The 14,282-nt window shown below is 65.6% G+C and carries 13 protein-coding genes; 8 read left to right on the top strand and 5 right to left on the bottom strand.

The window, feature by feature from the left end:
- The first annotated feature begins 5 nt into the window (after positions 1–5).
- From BPRO_RS18390 to BPRO_RS18355, 8 genes are all read left to right on the top strand, one after another.
- Positions 6–809, top strand: a complete 804-nt coding sequence (locus BPRO_RS18390; protein WP_011484578.1) for an aspartate dehydrogenase — start codon at positions 6–8, stop codon at positions 807–809.
- 11 nt (positions 810–820) lie between these two features.
- On the top strand, positions 821–2,308 hold the full coding sequence (locus BPRO_RS18385) for an aldehyde dehydrogenase (protein WP_011484577.1): 1,488 nt from the start codon (positions 821–823) through the stop codon (positions 2,306–2,308).
- Positions 2,309–2,467: 159 nt separating this feature from the next.
- Positions 2,468–3,427, top strand: a complete 960-nt coding sequence (locus BPRO_RS18380; protein WP_011484576.1) for a VOC family protein — start codon at positions 2,468–2,470, stop codon at positions 3,425–3,427.
- Positions 3,428–3,544: 117 nt separating this feature from the next.
- Entirely contained in the window at positions 3,545–4,525 is a 981-nt protein-coding gene (locus BPRO_RS18375) for a Bug family tripartite tricarboxylate transporter substrate binding protein (protein ID WP_011484575.1), read from the top strand.
- A gap of 72 nt (positions 4,526–4,597) precedes the next feature.
- Entirely contained in the window at positions 4,598–4,819 is a 222-nt protein-coding gene (locus BPRO_RS18370; RefSeq protein ID WP_011484574.1) for a recombinase-like helix-turn-helix domain-containing protein, read from the top strand.
- An 18-nt stretch (positions 4,820–4,837) separates the two neighbouring features.
- On the top strand, positions 4,838–5,878 hold the full coding sequence (locus tag BPRO_RS18365; RefSeq protein ID WP_011484573.1) for an aromatic ring-hydroxylating oxygenase subunit alpha: 1,041 nt from the start codon (positions 4,838–4,840) through the stop codon (positions 5,876–5,878).
- Between the two features lie 40 nt (positions 5,879–5,918).
- Positions 5,919–6,878 (top strand): PDR/VanB family oxidoreductase, encoded by a 960-nt coding sequence (locus tag BPRO_RS18360; RefSeq protein WP_011484572.1) that lies wholly within the window; start codon positions 5,919–5,921, stop codon positions 6,876–6,878.
- 127 nt (positions 6,879–7,005) lie between these two features.
- Positions 7,006–8,025, top strand: a complete 1,020-nt coding sequence (locus tag BPRO_RS18355; protein ID WP_011484571.1) for a porin — start codon at positions 7,006–7,008, stop codon at positions 8,023–8,025.
- Between the two features lie 90 nt (positions 8,026–8,115).
- On the opposite strand, the gene BPRO_RS18350 is transcribed toward BPRO_RS18355, so the two are convergent.
- The 5 genes from BPRO_RS18350 to BPRO_RS18330 all read right to left on the bottom strand — a co-directional run bounded on the left by BPRO_RS18350 (position 8,116) and on the right by BPRO_RS18330 (position 14,131).
- Positions 8,116–9,267 carry an alpha-hydroxy acid oxidase gene (locus BPRO_RS18350; RefSeq protein ID WP_011484570.1) on the bottom strand — a complete coding sequence of 384 codons (1,152 nt, stop codon included), beginning with the start codon at positions 9,265–9,267 and terminating at the stop codon, positions 8,116–8,118.
- Positions 9,268–9,585: 318 nt separating this feature from the next.
- Positions 9,586–10,341, bottom strand: a complete 756-nt coding sequence (locus BPRO_RS18345; protein ID WP_011484569.1) for an enoyl-CoA hydratase/isomerase family protein — start codon at positions 10,339–10,341, stop codon at positions 9,586–9,588.
- 90 nt (positions 10,342–10,431) lie between these two features.
- Positions 10,432–11,943, bottom strand: coding sequence for a Do family serine endopeptidase (locus tag BPRO_RS18340; RefSeq protein WP_011484568.1), 1,512 nt, complete (start codon positions 11,941–11,943; stop codon positions 10,432–10,434).
- A 131-nt stretch (positions 11,944–12,074) separates the two neighbouring features.
- Positions 12,075–13,475: an ATP-binding protein gene (locus BPRO_RS18335; protein ID WP_011484567.1), complete on the bottom strand. Its 1,401-nt coding sequence runs from the start codon at positions 13,473–13,475 to the stop codon at positions 12,075–12,077.
- On the bottom strand, positions 13,472–14,131 hold the full coding sequence (locus tag BPRO_RS18330) for a response regulator (RefSeq protein ID WP_011484566.1): 660 nt from the start codon (positions 14,129–14,131) through the stop codon (positions 13,472–13,474). The genes BPRO_RS18335 and BPRO_RS18330 overlap by 4 nt, the downstream gene beginning before the upstream one ends.
- Between the last annotated feature and the right edge of the window lie 151 nt (positions 14,132–14,282).

Here is a 14,282-nt window from a genome sequence, read left to right as displayed (position 1 = left end):
ATGCCATGCTGAAAATTGCCATGATTGGTTGCGGCGCGATTGGCGCCAGCGTGCTGGAGTTGCTGCATGGCGACTCCGACGTGGTGGTGGACCGGGTGATCACGGTGCCGGAGGCGCGTGACCGCACGGAGATCGCAGTCGCCCGCTGGGCCCCGCGGGCCCGGGTGCTGGAGGTGCTGGCCGCCGATGACGCGCCTGACCTGGTGGTCGAGTGTGCGGGCCACGGCGCGATTGCCGCGCATGTGGTGCCGGCGCTGGAGCGCGGCATTCCCTGCGTGGTGACCTCGGTGGGCGCCCTGAGCGCGCCCGGCATGGCGCAGCTGCTGGAGCAGGCCGCGCGGCGCGGCAAGACCCAGGTGCAGCTGCTCTCTGGCGCCATCGGCGGGATTGACGCGCTGGCCGCCGCGCGTGTGGGCGGGCTCGATTCGGTGGTGTACACCGGCCGCAAGCCACCGATGGCCTGGAAGGGCACGCCGGCCGAAGCCGTCTGCGACCTCGACAGCCTCACCGTCGCGCACTGCATCTTTGACGGCAGTGCCGAGCAGGCCGCACAGCTCTACCCCAAGAACGCCAATGTGGCGGCCACGCTGTCGCTCGCGGGCTTGGGCCTGAAGCGCACGCAGGTGCAGCTGTTTGCCGATCCGGGCGTCAGCGAAAACGTTCACCACGTGGCGGCGCACGGAGCTTTCGGCAGCTTCGAGCTGACGATGCGTGGCCGGCCGCTGGCGGCCAATCCAAAAACATCCGCGCTCACCGTTTACAGCGTGGTGCGCGCGCTGCTCAACCGGGGCCGCGCGCTCGTCATCTGAGGACATCTGTCATGACATTGATCACTGAATCGAAAGAGCTGCTGCCCATCAACATCGGCGGCGAGATGCGCCTGGGCGGCGGCGATGAATCCGCCACACTCTACCCGGCCACCGGCGAAGTGGTGGCGCGTTTGCGCGCACCGAGCCTGGCCGACGTCGACGAAGCCATTGCGCGCGCTGACCATGCATTTCGCACCAGCGGCTGGGCCCAGCGCAAGCCGCATGAGCGGGCGGCTGTGCTGTACCGCGTGGCGTCACTGATCCGCGAGCGCGCCGAGCCGCTGGCCCAGCGCCAGCGCCTGGACAACGGCAAGCCGATCAACGAGACGCGCGCCCTGGTGGCCAGCGCCGCCGGTACCTTCCAGTTTTTTGCGAGCGCCTGCGAAACGCTGGAAGAAACCATCACGCCATCGCGCGGCGACTTCATGACCATGAGCGTCTACGAGCCCATGGGCGTGGTCGCGGCCATCACGCCGTGGAACTCGCCCATTGCGAGCGAAGCGCAGAAGGTCGCGCCGGCCCTTGCCGCGGGCAATGCGGTGGTCATCAAGCCGGCCGAGGCAACGCCGCTGATGGCGCTGGAACTCGCCGCCATCTGCGAGGAGGCCGGCATTCCCAGGGGCCTGATCAGCGTGCTGCCGGGCCGGGGTTCGGTCATTGGCGATGCCATCACCCAGCACCCGCTGGTCAAGCGTGTGTCGTTCACGGGTGGCACCAGCACGGGCAAGCACATTGCCCACATCGCGGCCGACAAGATGATGCCGGTCTCGCTGGAGCTGGGCGGCAAGTCGGCCACCATGGTGCTGGACGATGCCGACCTGGACCATGCGGTGAACGGCGTGCTCTATGGCATCTTCAGCTCGTCGGGCGAGGCCTGCATTGCCGGTTCGCGCCTCTTCGTGGCGCGCAGGCTGTATGGCGAATTCATGGAGCGCCTGGCCACCCGCGCCGCTGCGCTGCGCGTGGGCGATCCGGCCGACGAGCGCACCCAGATGGGTCCGCTGATCACCGCCAGACACCGCGAATCGATAGAGCGCCATGTGGCGCTGGGCCTGAGCGAAGGCGCGAGCGTGCGCACCGGTGGTGCGCGTCCGCAGGGCGGCCTGTATGAGCGGGGCTACTACTACCAGCCCACGATTCTTGAAGGCGTGAAAAACACCGACCAGATCTGCCAGCAGGAGATTTTCGGCCCCGTGCTGGTGGCCATGCCCTTCGACACCGAAGACGACCTGCTGGCCCAGGCCAACGACAGCCTCTACGCGCTGGCCGCCGGCATCTGGACGCGCGACTACAAGCGCGCCTGGCGCATCGGCCGCGCGGTGCAGGCCGGCACCGTGTGGATCAACACCTACAAGCAGTTCTCCATCTCGACGCCGTTCGGCGGCTGGCGCGACAGCGGCCTGGGACGCGAGAAGGGCCGCCTCGGGATCCTGCAGTACATGGAGCAAAAAAGCCTGTACTGGGGCCTCAACGAACAACCGCTGGCGTGGGCCGAATGAAAACCACCCCCGTTGCCTGCTCACTGCGTGTAGCCGCCTCCCCCCTCGAGGGGGCGCCGCCAGCGGCCCGGCGAAGCCGGTTCCGCGGCGGCCGCTGGAATGGCGTGCACGTTGCGAGCAGCCCGTGGAACAACTGACATCACATGGAGAACTGACACCATGAGCGTACTGGGCATCGACGAAATCACTTACGGCGCGGACGACTTGCCAACCTGCCGCCGCTTCTTCCTGGACTGGGGGCTGTCGCTGGTCAACGAGGAGGCCGATCAACTGGTGTTTGAAACCCTCAATGGCTGCCGCGTGATCGTGGCCGCTACCGGGCGCGCCGGCCTGCCGCCCGCGATGGAGGCGGGGCCGACGCTGCGCCAGGTGGTGTGGGGTGTGGAGAGCGAGGCCGACCTCGCGCGCTACGCCGGCAATATCCGCCAGCAGCCGGGCTTCATGCAGGAGGCCGGCCGTATCGGCTGCACCGACCCCAACGGCCTGGCCGTGCGCCTGCAGGTCACCCGCAAGCGGGCCATCGAGGTGCAAAGCGCGGAGTTCAACACCTGGAACCGGAAGGAGCGCATCAATCAGGCCAGCCCGGCCTACGAGCGCGCCCAGCCGATCGAGGTCGGCCACGTGGTGTTCTTCGTCAAGGACGTGGCCGCCTGCGAGCGCTTTTACGTCGAGAACTTCGGCTTCGCGGCGTCCGACCATTACCCCGGCCGCGGCGCCTTCCTGCGCTGCGCGCCCGACGGCGGCCACCATGACATTTTTCTGCTGCAGCGCCCCGCGGGCGACGCCGGGCTCAACCATGTGGCCTTCACGGTGCGCGACATCCACGAGGTGTTCGGCGGCGGCATGCACATCTCGCGCTGCGGCTGGGAAACCCAGCTCGGCCCGGGCCGGCATCCAATTTCGTCGGCCTACTTTTGGTACTTCAAGAACCCGGCCGGCGCACTGGTTGAGTACTACGCCGACGAAGACCAGCTCACCGCCGACTGGCAGCCGCGCGATTTTGAGCCGGGCCCGACGGTATTTGCCGAATGGGCGATCGAAGGCGGCATTGACGGCAACACGCGTCGCCAGAAGAGCGCCGTCGCGCCCAAGGGCCAATTCATCACCGACCGGAAGTAACGCATCATGCGACGCCTCTGCTTGCCCCAGATCATCATGGCCGCCGCCGGCGCCATTTCCATCTTTGTCCCCAGTTCCGGTGATGCCGGGTTTTATTTTTAGTTTCAGGAAACCACTATGAAATTCACACGACGTCAAGCACTCGCCCTGGCTGCCTGCATGGGTGCCGCATTGTCCACGGGCAGCGCCATGGCCCAGGCCTATCCGAGCAAACCCATCACGCTGGTCGTGGCCTACCCGGCCGGTGGAGACACCGATGCCATGGCACGCCTGTATGCCGAAAAACTGACGGCCCGCCTGGGCCAGCCGGTGATCGTGGACAACCGCCCCGGCGCCAGTGGCACCATCGGCAGCGCCTACGTGGCCAAGGCGCCGGCCGATGGCTATACCCTGCTGCTCGCGCCCAGCACCTTCTCCATCGCGCCGCTGGTGCTCAAGACCGGTTCCGGAACGAGCTACGACGTGCTGAATGGCTTCACCCCCATCGTCCAGACCAGTCTCCAGCCGCTGTTCATCGCGGCCAGCGCTTCCGCCGGCGCCAAGGATGTCAAGGAGCTGGTCGCCCTGTCCAGGGTCAAGATGCTGTCTTATGCCAGCCCCGGCAGCGGCTCACCGATGCACATTCTGGGCGAGATGTTCAACAAGTCCGCCGGCGTGAAGATTTCGCACGTGCCTTACCGCGGTGTGGCGCCGGCAGTCAACGACTTGCTGGGTGGCCACGTGCCGGTGACCTTCATGACCTACGGCCCGGTCGCGCCGCACATTGCCACCGGCAAGGTGGTGGCGCTGGCCGTGGCGCAACCCCAGCGCTCCTCCCTGGCGCCCAATGTGCCGACGCTGGCCGAGCTGGGCTACAAGGACGTGGAGGTGGGCGCCTGGCAGGGGCTGTTCGGGCCCAAGGGCCTGCCTGCCGACATCACCAAAACGCTCAACAGCCATCTCAACGAGATTCTCAGGATGCCCGATGTGACCGCCAAGATGGTCACGTTCGGTGCGCTCCCGGCCGGTGGTGACCCGTCGCGGCTGGCCAAGGCCAATGCTGGCGACTACGAGCACTTCGGCAAGATCGTCAAGGAATTCGGCATCCAGGCCGACTGATTTGACTGATCCGATCGACCTGTCTGAATTGATTGACCCCACAGACCTGATTGACATCAAAGGAGACCCCTGATGCAAACCGACCGCTACCTCGAACCCCACCAGGCACGCCAGCGTGCCCCCACCACCTTTGAAGACCTGCTGGGCGACGCCATTGAGCGCGCCTTCGCGGAAGGCGCCCACACGCTGCCAGAACTGGTGGCCTGCCTCAACCGTACCGGTCCGTCCAGCGAGAACGGGCAGCCATGGACCGAGTCGGGCTTCCAGGCCCTGATGGCCCGCCTTGGCAACTAAGGAAAGAGGAGAGAGACCATGAACACCATCACTTTCACCAAAGACCCCGTCGACGCGCTGCTGAAGGACGGCCTGAAGAATCTCTGGTATCCCATCTGCCCGTCGGGCTTTGTCGGCGAGCGGCCGATTTCACTCCGTCGGCTGGGCAAGAAGATTGCCCTGTGGCGCGATGCAGCCGGCACGCTGCATGCGCTGGAAGACCACTGCCCGCACCGCGGCGCGCCGCTGTCGCAGGGCATGGTGCTGGGTGACCGGCTCGCCTGCCCCTACCACGGTGTCGAAGTGCGTTGCGACGGCACCGTGACCAAAGTGCCGGGAAGCCCGGGCTGCAAGCTCGAAGGCACGCGCGCGGCGCTGTCTTTCCATGTGCAGGAAGCGTGGGGCGCCATCTTCCTCTACAACAGCGATGTGAACATCGACACGCCGCCGCCCATGACCATGCCCGAAGAGCTCAACTCGCCGGAGTATTCGCACTTCCTGTGCTATGCCGAGTGGAAGGGCGACTACCGCTATGCGCTCGACAATGTGATGGATCCGATGCACGGCACCTTCCTGCACAAGCAGTCCCATTCCATGGCCGAAGGCGAGAGCACGGCCACGTTCCAGATCCGCACGACCGACACGGGCTTTGTGTTTGAAAAGACCGGCCAGCGCGGCGTCAACTTCGACTGGACGGAATGGGGCAGCACCGGTGTGCACTGGATGCGGCTGGAAATTCCCTATCCGAAGTCCGGTGGCCCTGGCGGCAATTTTGCGATCGTTGGCTGTGCCACGCCGGTTGATGGCAACACGACAGCGGTGTTCTTCTGGCGTTGCCGCAAGGTGTCGTCCTGGCAGCGTGACACCTGGAGGTTTTTGTATCGCAACCGGCTGGAGGCGCGCCACTGGGCAGTGCTTGAGCAGGACCGCATCATGCTGGAGCAAATGGAACCCGACGCGAACCAGCACGAAAACCTGTACCAGCATGACATCGGCGTGGTGCGGCTGCGCCGCCACCTGCGCAACCTGGCCGAAGAGCAGCTGGAGGCTGCGGCGGCCAAGGCCGGCAACCCGGCCTGATTCACATTTGAGCACCCTTTGAGCCCGTCATGGAGCCATCATGTCCACTACCCTGAACGCCTTCGTCCACACGTTGCGCCATGAAGCCGACGATGTGATCAGCGTCGAATTGCGGCCCTTGCCCGGAGCGGAGTTTCCGGCGTTCACGGCGGGCTCGCATATCGACCTGCACCTGCCCAACGGCATGGAGCGCAGCTACTCGCTGTCCAATTCGTGCGAGGAACGCAACCGTTACGTGGTGGGTGTGCTGCGTGATCGGGCCAGCCGTGGCGGCTCGCGCTGCGTGCATGAGCAGTTGCGTGTCGGCATGCGCCTGCCCATCTCGGCTCCCCGCAACAACTTCCCCTTGCACGAAGAGGCCGGGCACACCGTGCTGATCGCGGGCGGCATTGGTGTCACGCCCATTTTGAGCATGGCGCGCCGGCTCAAGGCGGCGGGCAGGCCCTTCGAAGTGATGTACTTCGCGCGTTCACGTCAGGGCGCGGCGTTTGTGGTTGAGCTTGAGGCGCTGGGCATGCCGCTGATGCTGCACTTCGACGACGAAAAGGGTGGCCCGCCCGACCTCAAGGCGCTGCTGTCGGCCCGGGCACCCGACGCACAGACGCATTACTACGCCTGCGGACCGACGGTCATGCTCGACGCCTTCGAGAAAATCTGCGGGGAACTCGGGCATGAGAACGCCCACATCGAACGCTTTTCTGCCGTGGCCGTGGCGCCATCGGCCAATGCGCATGCAACCTTCACCGTCGAGCTTCGCCGCAGCGGCCGCACCTTCACCATCAAGCCGGGCAAGTCAATTCTGGACACCCTGCTCGATGCCGGAGTGTCGGTTGACCACAGCTGCTGCGAAGGTGTGTGCGGATCGTGTGAAACCCGGGTGCTTGCCGGCGAGCCCGATCACCGCGACTCCATCCTCAGCGCCAAGGAGCGCGCAAGCAACAAGGTCATGATGCTGTGCGTTTCTGGCTGCAAGAGCGAATCGCTGGCCCTGGACCTCTGAGCCCGGACCGCTGAATTTCCCGCTGGACGGGTTTGGGAGCTGGCCGCATCTTCGGCCGGAGAGCCCCGTCCTCCCCGCCTTATTTTTAAAAAACCAACAACCGGCACATTGGCCGGAGGAGAAACTCATGAAAAAATCCCTGATCGCCATTGCGGCGATGGCTGCGGTCGGCTGTGCATCGGCCCAGTCTTCCGTGACGCTGTTTGGCGTCCTTGACGTGGGCGTGGCTCACCTGACGGGCACCGGCATCTCCAAGACCGGCGTGTCCACCGGCGGCGCCAACATCAGCCGCTGGGGCTTTCGCGGCACGGAAGACCTCGGCGGCGGCCTGGCCGCCAGCTTCTGGCTGGAAGCCGGGCTGGATGTCGACACCGGCAGCGGCAAGGGGGCGGGCGGTGGCCTGAGCTTCAACCGCCGCTCCACGGTCAGCCTGTCCGGCCCGTTCGGCGAAGTACGCCTGGGACGCGATGATTCAGCCACCTTCCTGAGCACCCTCATCTTCGATCCGTTCCTCACCAACGGCGTCGGGGGCAACATGGCCTTCATCATGCTCGGCGCGCCTATCCAGATCAGCAATGCCGTGAGCTACTTTTTGCCCGGCAACCTGGGCGGTTTCTACGGACAGGTGCAGTACGCGTTTGGCGAGCCGCCTGCCACCGCCACCAACACCCACCAGGGCAACTATGCCGGTGCCCGTTTCGGCTACCGCAGCGGCCCGGTGAATGCGGCATTGGCCGCCGGCAAGCTCAAGGGTGCGACCGCGGCGCAGGACATCGAGATCCGCAACGTGGGGGCCTCCTACGACCTGGGGATGGTCAAGCCCATGCTGCTGTGGGCCACCGAAAAAACCGGCACCGCGAAAATCACCGCCCTTGAGCTGGGGCTGACGGCACCTGTCGGCGCCGGTGAAGTGCGTGCGCAGGTCAGCCGCTACGACACGGCCTCCAGCAATGCCGACTGGCGCAAGTACGCCGTCGGCTATGGCTACAACCTGTCCAAGCGGACGCAGGTCTATGGCAGCTATGGACACCTGAGCAACAAGGCGGGCGCCCAGAAGTCGATCGGTGTTCAGGGCCTGACGGCCACCGGGACGACGCTGGGGGGCAAGTCGAGCGGTTACGAGGTGGGCATCCGCCACAGCTTCTAAGCCTTGGGCTCCAGGCGCTGACGCACAGGCGGGGCGACGTGAGGGGCGGCCTGGACCGCCCCCCCCGCCCTTGCGCACCGGCCTCGCCCGTCAGGCGGGGTAAGTGCCGGGCAGCAGGATGCCCTTGTCCACGGTGTTGATGTCAGTCCTGCCGCAAAAGGCCATCGTGATGTCCAGCTCCTTGTGGATGATCTGCAGCGCCTTGGTGACGCCTGCTTCGCCCATGGCGCCCAGGCCATAGACCATGGCGCGGCCGATCAGCGTGCCCCGCGCGCCCAGCGCCCACGCTTTGAGAACATCCTGACCGGAGCGGATACCGCCGTCCATCCAGACCTCAATGTTGGCGCCAACGGCATCGACGATGGCAGGCAGCGCCTCGATGCTGGACTGCGCGCCGTCAAGCTGGCGTCCACCATGGTTGCTGACGACGATGGCGTCAGCGCCGCTTTGCACGGCCAGCTTTGCGTCTTCCACATCCTGGATCCCCTTGAGGATCAGTTTGCCGCCCCAGCGCTCTTTGACCCAGGCCACATCGGCCCACGACAGACGCGGATCAAATTGCTCGTTGGTCCAGGCCGACAGCGAGCGCATATCGCTCACGCCTTTGACGTGGCCCACCAGATTGCCAAAGGTGTGCCGCTTGGTGCCCGCCATGCCCAGGCACCAGCGCGGCTTGGTCATCAGGTTGATGATGTTCGCCAGGGTCGGCTTGGGGGGCGCGGTCAGGCCGTTCTTGAGGTCCTTGTGACGCTGCCCGATCACCTGCAAGTCCAGCGTCAGTACCAGCGCGGTGCAGCGGGCCTTGCGGGCACGTTCAATCATCGCCGCCATGGCGTCCCGGTCACGCATCATGTAGAGCTGAAACCAGAATGGTGATTGGGTGTGGGCCGCAATGTCCTCAATCGAGCAGATGCTCATGGTGGACAGAATGAACGGAATGCCAAATTTTTCAGCCGCCTTCGCCGCCAGAATCTCGCCATCCGCATGCTGCATGCCGGTCAGCCCGACCGGCGCAATGGCCACTGGCATCGTCACGTCCAGGCCCACCATCCGGGTCGCCGTGCTGCGGTTTTCCATGTTGACGGCCACGCGCTGGCGCAGCTTGATCTTCTGGAAGTCGCTCTCGTTGGCGCGGTAGGTGCTCTCCGTCCACGAGCCGGAGTCGGCATAGTCGTAGAACATGCGGGGAACACGTTTTTGCGCCAGAACGCGCAGGTCTTCGATATTGGTGATGACGGGCATGGGTGGGGTAACTCCTGGGTTCTCGACCCGCATCGTAGCCAGTTTGCCAGCCCGGCGGTTTGAAAGTTTTTTGGAATCAGGCGCACCGGTGTAATTTTTCTCACGCCCGCACGCGGTCCGGTGCGTGCGCGGCGGACAAATGCCGAGGGTCGGCCGGGACATGGATCAAGGCCTTGGCCAGGCTGGCGCGGTCATCACCGTCACGCAATTCCAGTCAATAGCGCCCGTGCCCAAGCCTGGCTACGCCAGCCGAAAACGAGCGATTTTGCAGGGGTGCGATTCAAAAACAGGCTGCAGCGGTGCGCGGTGCTGCCCGGGTTATCGGGCGGTAAAGCCCGCAACGCGCTGTTGGGTGTCCTCGTTCCCCATGGCACTGGCCGCTGCCTGGGCTTCCAGCTGCAAGGCGGTTGCCAGCTGACCCGACAGTTGCGTATTGACCATCTTTTTCAGGCGCGACACGGTGAACGTGGAGCGCTCGCTGATCTTTTCGGCCAGCGCGATCGCGGTCTCCAGCACTTTCTCTTTGGGCACCACGCGGTTGACCAGGCCGAGCCGGTAGAGCGTGTCGGCACTTTGCTTTTCACCCAGCAACCAGAGTTCCATGGCACGCTGATGGCCCACAGCCTGGGGCAACAGGTGGGTGACGCCACCGGTCACAAACTGCCCCCAGCTCATTTCGGGGAAGAAACAGACCACATCGTCGGCCGCTACCACCATGTCGCAGTTGAGCACCCACTCGAAACCCCCGCCCACGGCAAACCCCTGGATGGCCCCGACAACGGGCTTGCCGCTGAACATGATGTCGCGCGTGACCTGCTGGATTTTCTCGGCATAGCTCGATGTGTCCTGGGCGGTGGCGGCTTGCCCGGAAAATTCCTTCAGGTCGGCACCCGCGCAAAACGCCCGGCCTGCGCCGGCAAGCACAATGGTCTTGATGCTCTCATCAAGCTGGGCCTTGAGCAGGGCGGCGTGCAGGTCGTCCAGCAGCGTTTCGCTGATGGCATTCAGGCGCTCCGGGCGGTTGAGCGTGACGATGGCGACGGGCCCGTGTTTTTCAAACAGTACTTGTGACATGGCTTGTCTCCATGGTTTCTTCCAGTGTGTCGGGTTCGGTGGGCAGCAGCCTTTTGCGGCCCAACCTGCCCCCCTTATTTTCGGCTCACCTCAGCCCAGGTTCACCGGCACAAAAATCTTGCTGTCGCCACGCTGGATGAGCAGCGCCACCGATTTGTCCGCTTTGGCGACCACGCTGCGCACCTGCTCGACATTCCTGACCGGTGTGCCATTGATGGCGATCAGTACGTCGCCAGCCTGCACGCCGGCCAGCGCCGCCGGACCACTGGCTTGCTGCACCACCAGGCCGCTGTCCAGGCCCGCCTCCTGCCTTTCGTCGGGCTGAAGCGGGCGCAGGGCCAGGCCCAGCTTGCCCTGGCTGGGCGAGTCTTTCTTGCCGGCCGCCTGGGCCGACTTCTCGTCTGCACTGGCAAGGCGTGCGGTGATTTCCTTGGCCGAACCTTGACGCCAGACGTCCAGCTTGACCGTGTCGCCAGGGGCGGCCAGGCCAATGAGGGCCGCCAGGTCGCCCGAGGAGACGATGGGTTGGCCATTGACCTTGCGAACCACGTCGCCCGACTGCAGGCCCGCCTTCTCGGCCGGGCTGCCTTTTTCAACCGTGGACACCAGGGCGCCTTCCGGTTTGTCGAGTTTGAACGAGTCGGCAAAGGTCTGATTCACTTCCTGCACCGCGACGCCTAGACGCGCATGCTCCACCTTGCCGTTTGCCACGATCTGCTTCTGGATTCTGGCCGCTATATCAATCGGAATCGCAAACGACACACCTTGATAGCCGCCGCTGCGGGAGTAGATCTGCGAATTGATGCCGACCACCTCGCCGCGGGCATTAAACAGCGGGCCGCCCGAGTTGCCGGGGTTGATGGCGACGTCGGTCTGGATGAAAGGCACGGTGCTGTCGTCGGGCAGGGACCGGCCCTTGGCGCTGACGACGCCGGCCGTCACGGTGTTTTCGAAACCAAAGGGCGAGCCAATCGCCAGCACCCACTCGCCGACCTTCAGTTCGCTGGTTTTGCCCAGGGTCACGACCGGCAGGTTGCTGGCCGCAATCCGCAGCACGGCGACGTCGGTCCTCGGATCAGCGCCCAGCACCTTGGCGCGGAATTCGCGCCGGTCGGTCAGCTTGACCGTGACTTCGCGGGCATCGCGCACCACGTGTGCATTGGTCAGGATGATGCCGTCGCTGCTCACGATGAAGCCGGAGCCCTGGCCCCGGGTGGGGACCTCCTGCTGGCCGCCGCGGCCCTGTCGGCCCTGCCCTTGCTGGAAGCGGCGGAAGAACTCGAAAAATGGATCACCGGCCAGAGCATCGTCGTCATCATCGCCATCGCCCTGAGCCAGCGGTGATCCGCTGGACACCTTGGTGGTGCCGGTGACGCTGATGTTGACGACTGCCGGGCCGTGGCGCTCGGTGATGCGGGAAAAGTCGGGTAGCGCCACGGGCGTGCTGGCCACGCTGCCGGTAGTGGCAACGGCTGCGGATGTAGGGGCGGCAACGGCGCTGCCATGCAGGGCGTTCAGTGCGCTGACGCTGGCGCCACCCATGGCGCCAGCGGCCAGCAGGGCAACGACCAGTCGGGTATTTTTCAATGCTGCAGATGTCATGGTTGGCTTCCTTGGGTTGGAGATATACATCGAACACACATCGGACACGCATCGGTGCCCACAGGACTAACTATGGGGAGCCAGCCTTAGACGAGGCTTAAGGTGAGCGGGTGAGCGCGGCCCCGCAGCGGCTAATGCGCTGCGGCCGAGGCAGCCGTAGTGGCCGCAGGGCCGGGCGCAAAGCGGACTTCGACCTTCAGCCCTCCCAGCCGGGACGAACGGTCCAGCGCCAGTGTTGCGCCGTGCCGCTCGGCAATCGCCTTGACAATCGCCAGCCCCAGTCCGCTGCCGGTTTCCAGCGCCACGTCGCTGGCCCGAAAGAATCGGTCGAACACGCGTGGGAGGTCCTGCGCCGCAATACCGGGCCCGCTGTCTTCCACCGTCAGCACCGGCTGGCCCTGCTGCAGCTGCAGCGACACGTCGACCTGACCGCCCGCCGGCGTGTACTTGACGGCGTTGTCGAGCAGGTTGCGCAGCATGATGCGCAGGGCTTCGCCCTGGCCGGGGACGGGCGGCACTTGCGCGCCCGGCTGGTCGGCCAGGCCCAGGTCAATCTGCTTGTGCCCCGCCAGCGGCAGCACGTCGGCCACCGCCAGCCGTACCACCTCGTGTAGGCTGACGTTATCGCGGCCCTCGGGGTTTTGCCCCGGGCCGCCCTCTTCGCGCGCCAGCACCAGCAGTTGCTCCACCAGCCGTATCGCCCGGTCTATGCCCTGGTTCAGTCGCGCAATGCCCGCTTCACGTTCCGCCGGGTCGTCATCACCGCGGCGCAGCGCCTGCGCCTGCAGCTTCAGGGCCGTGAGGGGTGAGCGCAACTCGTGCGCCGCATCGGCGACAAAATTCTTCTGCGCGTCGAACGCGCCGCGCACCCGGCCGAACAGCAGGTTGAGTTCGTCGACCAGCGGGCGCACCTCGTCGGGCAGGCCGGTCGGGGCCAGCGGAGAAAAGTCGTCCGCCGACCGGCCGGCCACCTGGCGGCGGGCGCGTTCTATCGGCGCCAGCGACAGGCTGATCACCCACCACACCGCGAGCATCAGCAGCGGGGTGAGCAGGGCAAAGGGCAGAACCGCCCTGAGAGCAAGTGCGCGGGCGCGCGCCGAACGCGCGTCCAGGTCTTGCGCGATCTGAACGGTTTGCAGGGCGGTCTGCAGGGTATAGACCCGGTAGCGATTGCCGTTGGCCTCGACATCGGAAAAGCCCAGGACCGCACGCGGCGGCAAGGCCGAGCGGGTTGATCGAAAGAGCTGGGTGCCGTCTTGGCCCCAGATCTGCACATAGAGGTCAAAGCTGGCGTCTTCGTCGCCGTCGATCAGCGGCGAGCCCAGGGGAATGCCGCTGCGCAGCGAGCGGGCCATCTGCTGCAGATGGTCGTCGAACATGGCGTCGGCCTGCTGCAGGGCGCCGCGGTAGGCGGTCGCGGCCTGCAGCAGCGCCGCCAGCAGGATGGCGGCCAGCACAAACCACAGCAGCCGGCCCCGCAGCGAGTGCGTGCTGGCGGTCAGCTTTGGCGTTGACGGGGTGTCCTGGCTCATTCCTTGGGCACCAGGTAGCCCAGGCCGCGCACGGTCTGAATCAGCTCGTTGCCGAGCTTTTTGCGCACGCCATGAATATAGACTTCCACCGCGTTGCTGCTGACCTCGTCTTTCCAACTGAACAGTTTTTCTTCCAGCTGGGCGCGCGAGAGCACCACACCGGGGCGGGCCAGCAGCGCCTCCAGCACGGCCCACTCGCGAGCGGACAGCGACACCGGCTGGCCATGCACGCTGGCTTCGCGGGTGGCGGGGTTGAGGCTGACGCCCTTGTGCTCGAACACCGGCTCGCCCCGGCCGGCGCTGCGCCGTATCAGGGCGCGTATGCGGGCCAGCAGCTCGTCGATGTCATAGGGTTTGACCACATAGTCGTCGGCGCCGGCATCGAGCCCCGCGATCCGGTCGCCGATGGCGTCGCGCGCCGTGGCCACCAGCACCGGTGTGGCGTTGCGCCGCGCGCGCAGTGAGCGCAGCACTTCCAGCCCGTCGCGCTGCGGCAGGCCGAGGTCCAGCAACACCAGGTCGTACTGCTCGCTGCGCAGGGCCTGGTCGGCCATGCTGCCGTCGCGCACCCAGTCCACGGCGTAGTGCTCTGCGCGCAGCACGTGCAGCACGGTCTCGCCGATCATGGCGTCGTCTTCCACCAAAAGTAGGCGCATGGGGGGTTCTGGCTTGGAAAGCGCCAGTATGCATGCACTGGCTTAGGTGGAACTTAACAAGCCGGCCGTCTCCCGGCCGAATGCTCCTTCTCCCTTTGGGAGAAGGTTGGGATGAGGGCTGGCGGCGCATTATGCAGCGCTGTGCAGATGG

The sequence above is a fragment of the Polaromonas sp. JS666 genome, from assembly GCF_000013865.1.
Lineage (GTDB): Bacteria > Pseudomonadota > Gammaproteobacteria > Burkholderiales > Burkholderiaceae_C > Polaromonas.
The sequence above is the reverse complement of the archived record's forward strand: the minus strand, read 5'-3'. Positions and strand labels throughout refer to the sequence as shown.

Bases quoted from the DNA above. Each gene is read 5' to 3' on its own strand.
- BPRO_RS18390 (WP_011484578.1), top strand. From the start codon at position 6: ATGCTGAAAATTGCCATGATTGGTTGCGGCGCGATTGGCGCCAGCGTG.
- BPRO_RS18385 (WP_011484577.1), top strand. From the start codon at position 821: ATGACATTGATCACTGAATCGAAAGAGCTGCTGCCCATCAACATCGGC.
- BPRO_RS18380 (WP_011484576.1), top strand. From the start codon at position 2,468: ATGAGCGTACTGGGCATCGACGAAATCACTTACGGCGCGGACGACTTG.
- BPRO_RS18375 (WP_011484575.1), top strand. From the start codon at position 3,545: ATGAAATTCACACGACGTCAAGCACTCGCCCTGGCTGCCTGCATGGGT.
- BPRO_RS18370 (WP_011484574.1), top strand. From the start codon at position 4,598: ATGCAAACCGACCGCTACCTCGAACCCCACCAGGCACGCCAGCGTGCC.
- BPRO_RS18365 (WP_011484573.1), top strand. From the start codon at position 4,838: ATGAACACCATCACTTTCACCAAAGACCCCGTCGACGCGCTGCTGAAG.
- BPRO_RS18360 (WP_011484572.1), top strand. From the start codon at position 5,919: ATGTCCACTACCCTGAACGCCTTCGTCCACACGTTGCGCCATGAAGCC.
- BPRO_RS18355 (WP_011484571.1), top strand. From the start codon at position 7,006: ATGAAAAAATCCCTGATCGCCATTGCGGCGATGGCTGCGGTCGGCTGT.
- BPRO_RS18350 (WP_011484570.1), bottom strand. From the start codon at position 9,267: ATGCCCGTCATCACCAATATCGAAGACCTGCGCGTTCTGGCGCAAAAA.
- BPRO_RS18345 (WP_011484569.1), bottom strand. From the start codon at position 10,341: ATGTCACAAGTACTGTTTGAAAAACACGGGCCCGTCGCCATCGTCACG.
- BPRO_RS18340 (WP_011484568.1), bottom strand. From the start codon at position 11,943: ATGACATCTGCAGCATTGAAAAATACCCGACTGGTCGTTGCCCTGCTG.
- BPRO_RS18335 (WP_011484567.1), bottom strand. From the start codon at position 13,475: ATGAGCCAGGACACCCCGTCAACGCCAAAGCTGACCGCCAGCACGCAC.
- BPRO_RS18330 (WP_011484566.1), bottom strand. From the start codon at position 14,131: ATGCGCCTACTTTTGGTGGAAGACGACGCCATGATCGGCGAGACCGTG.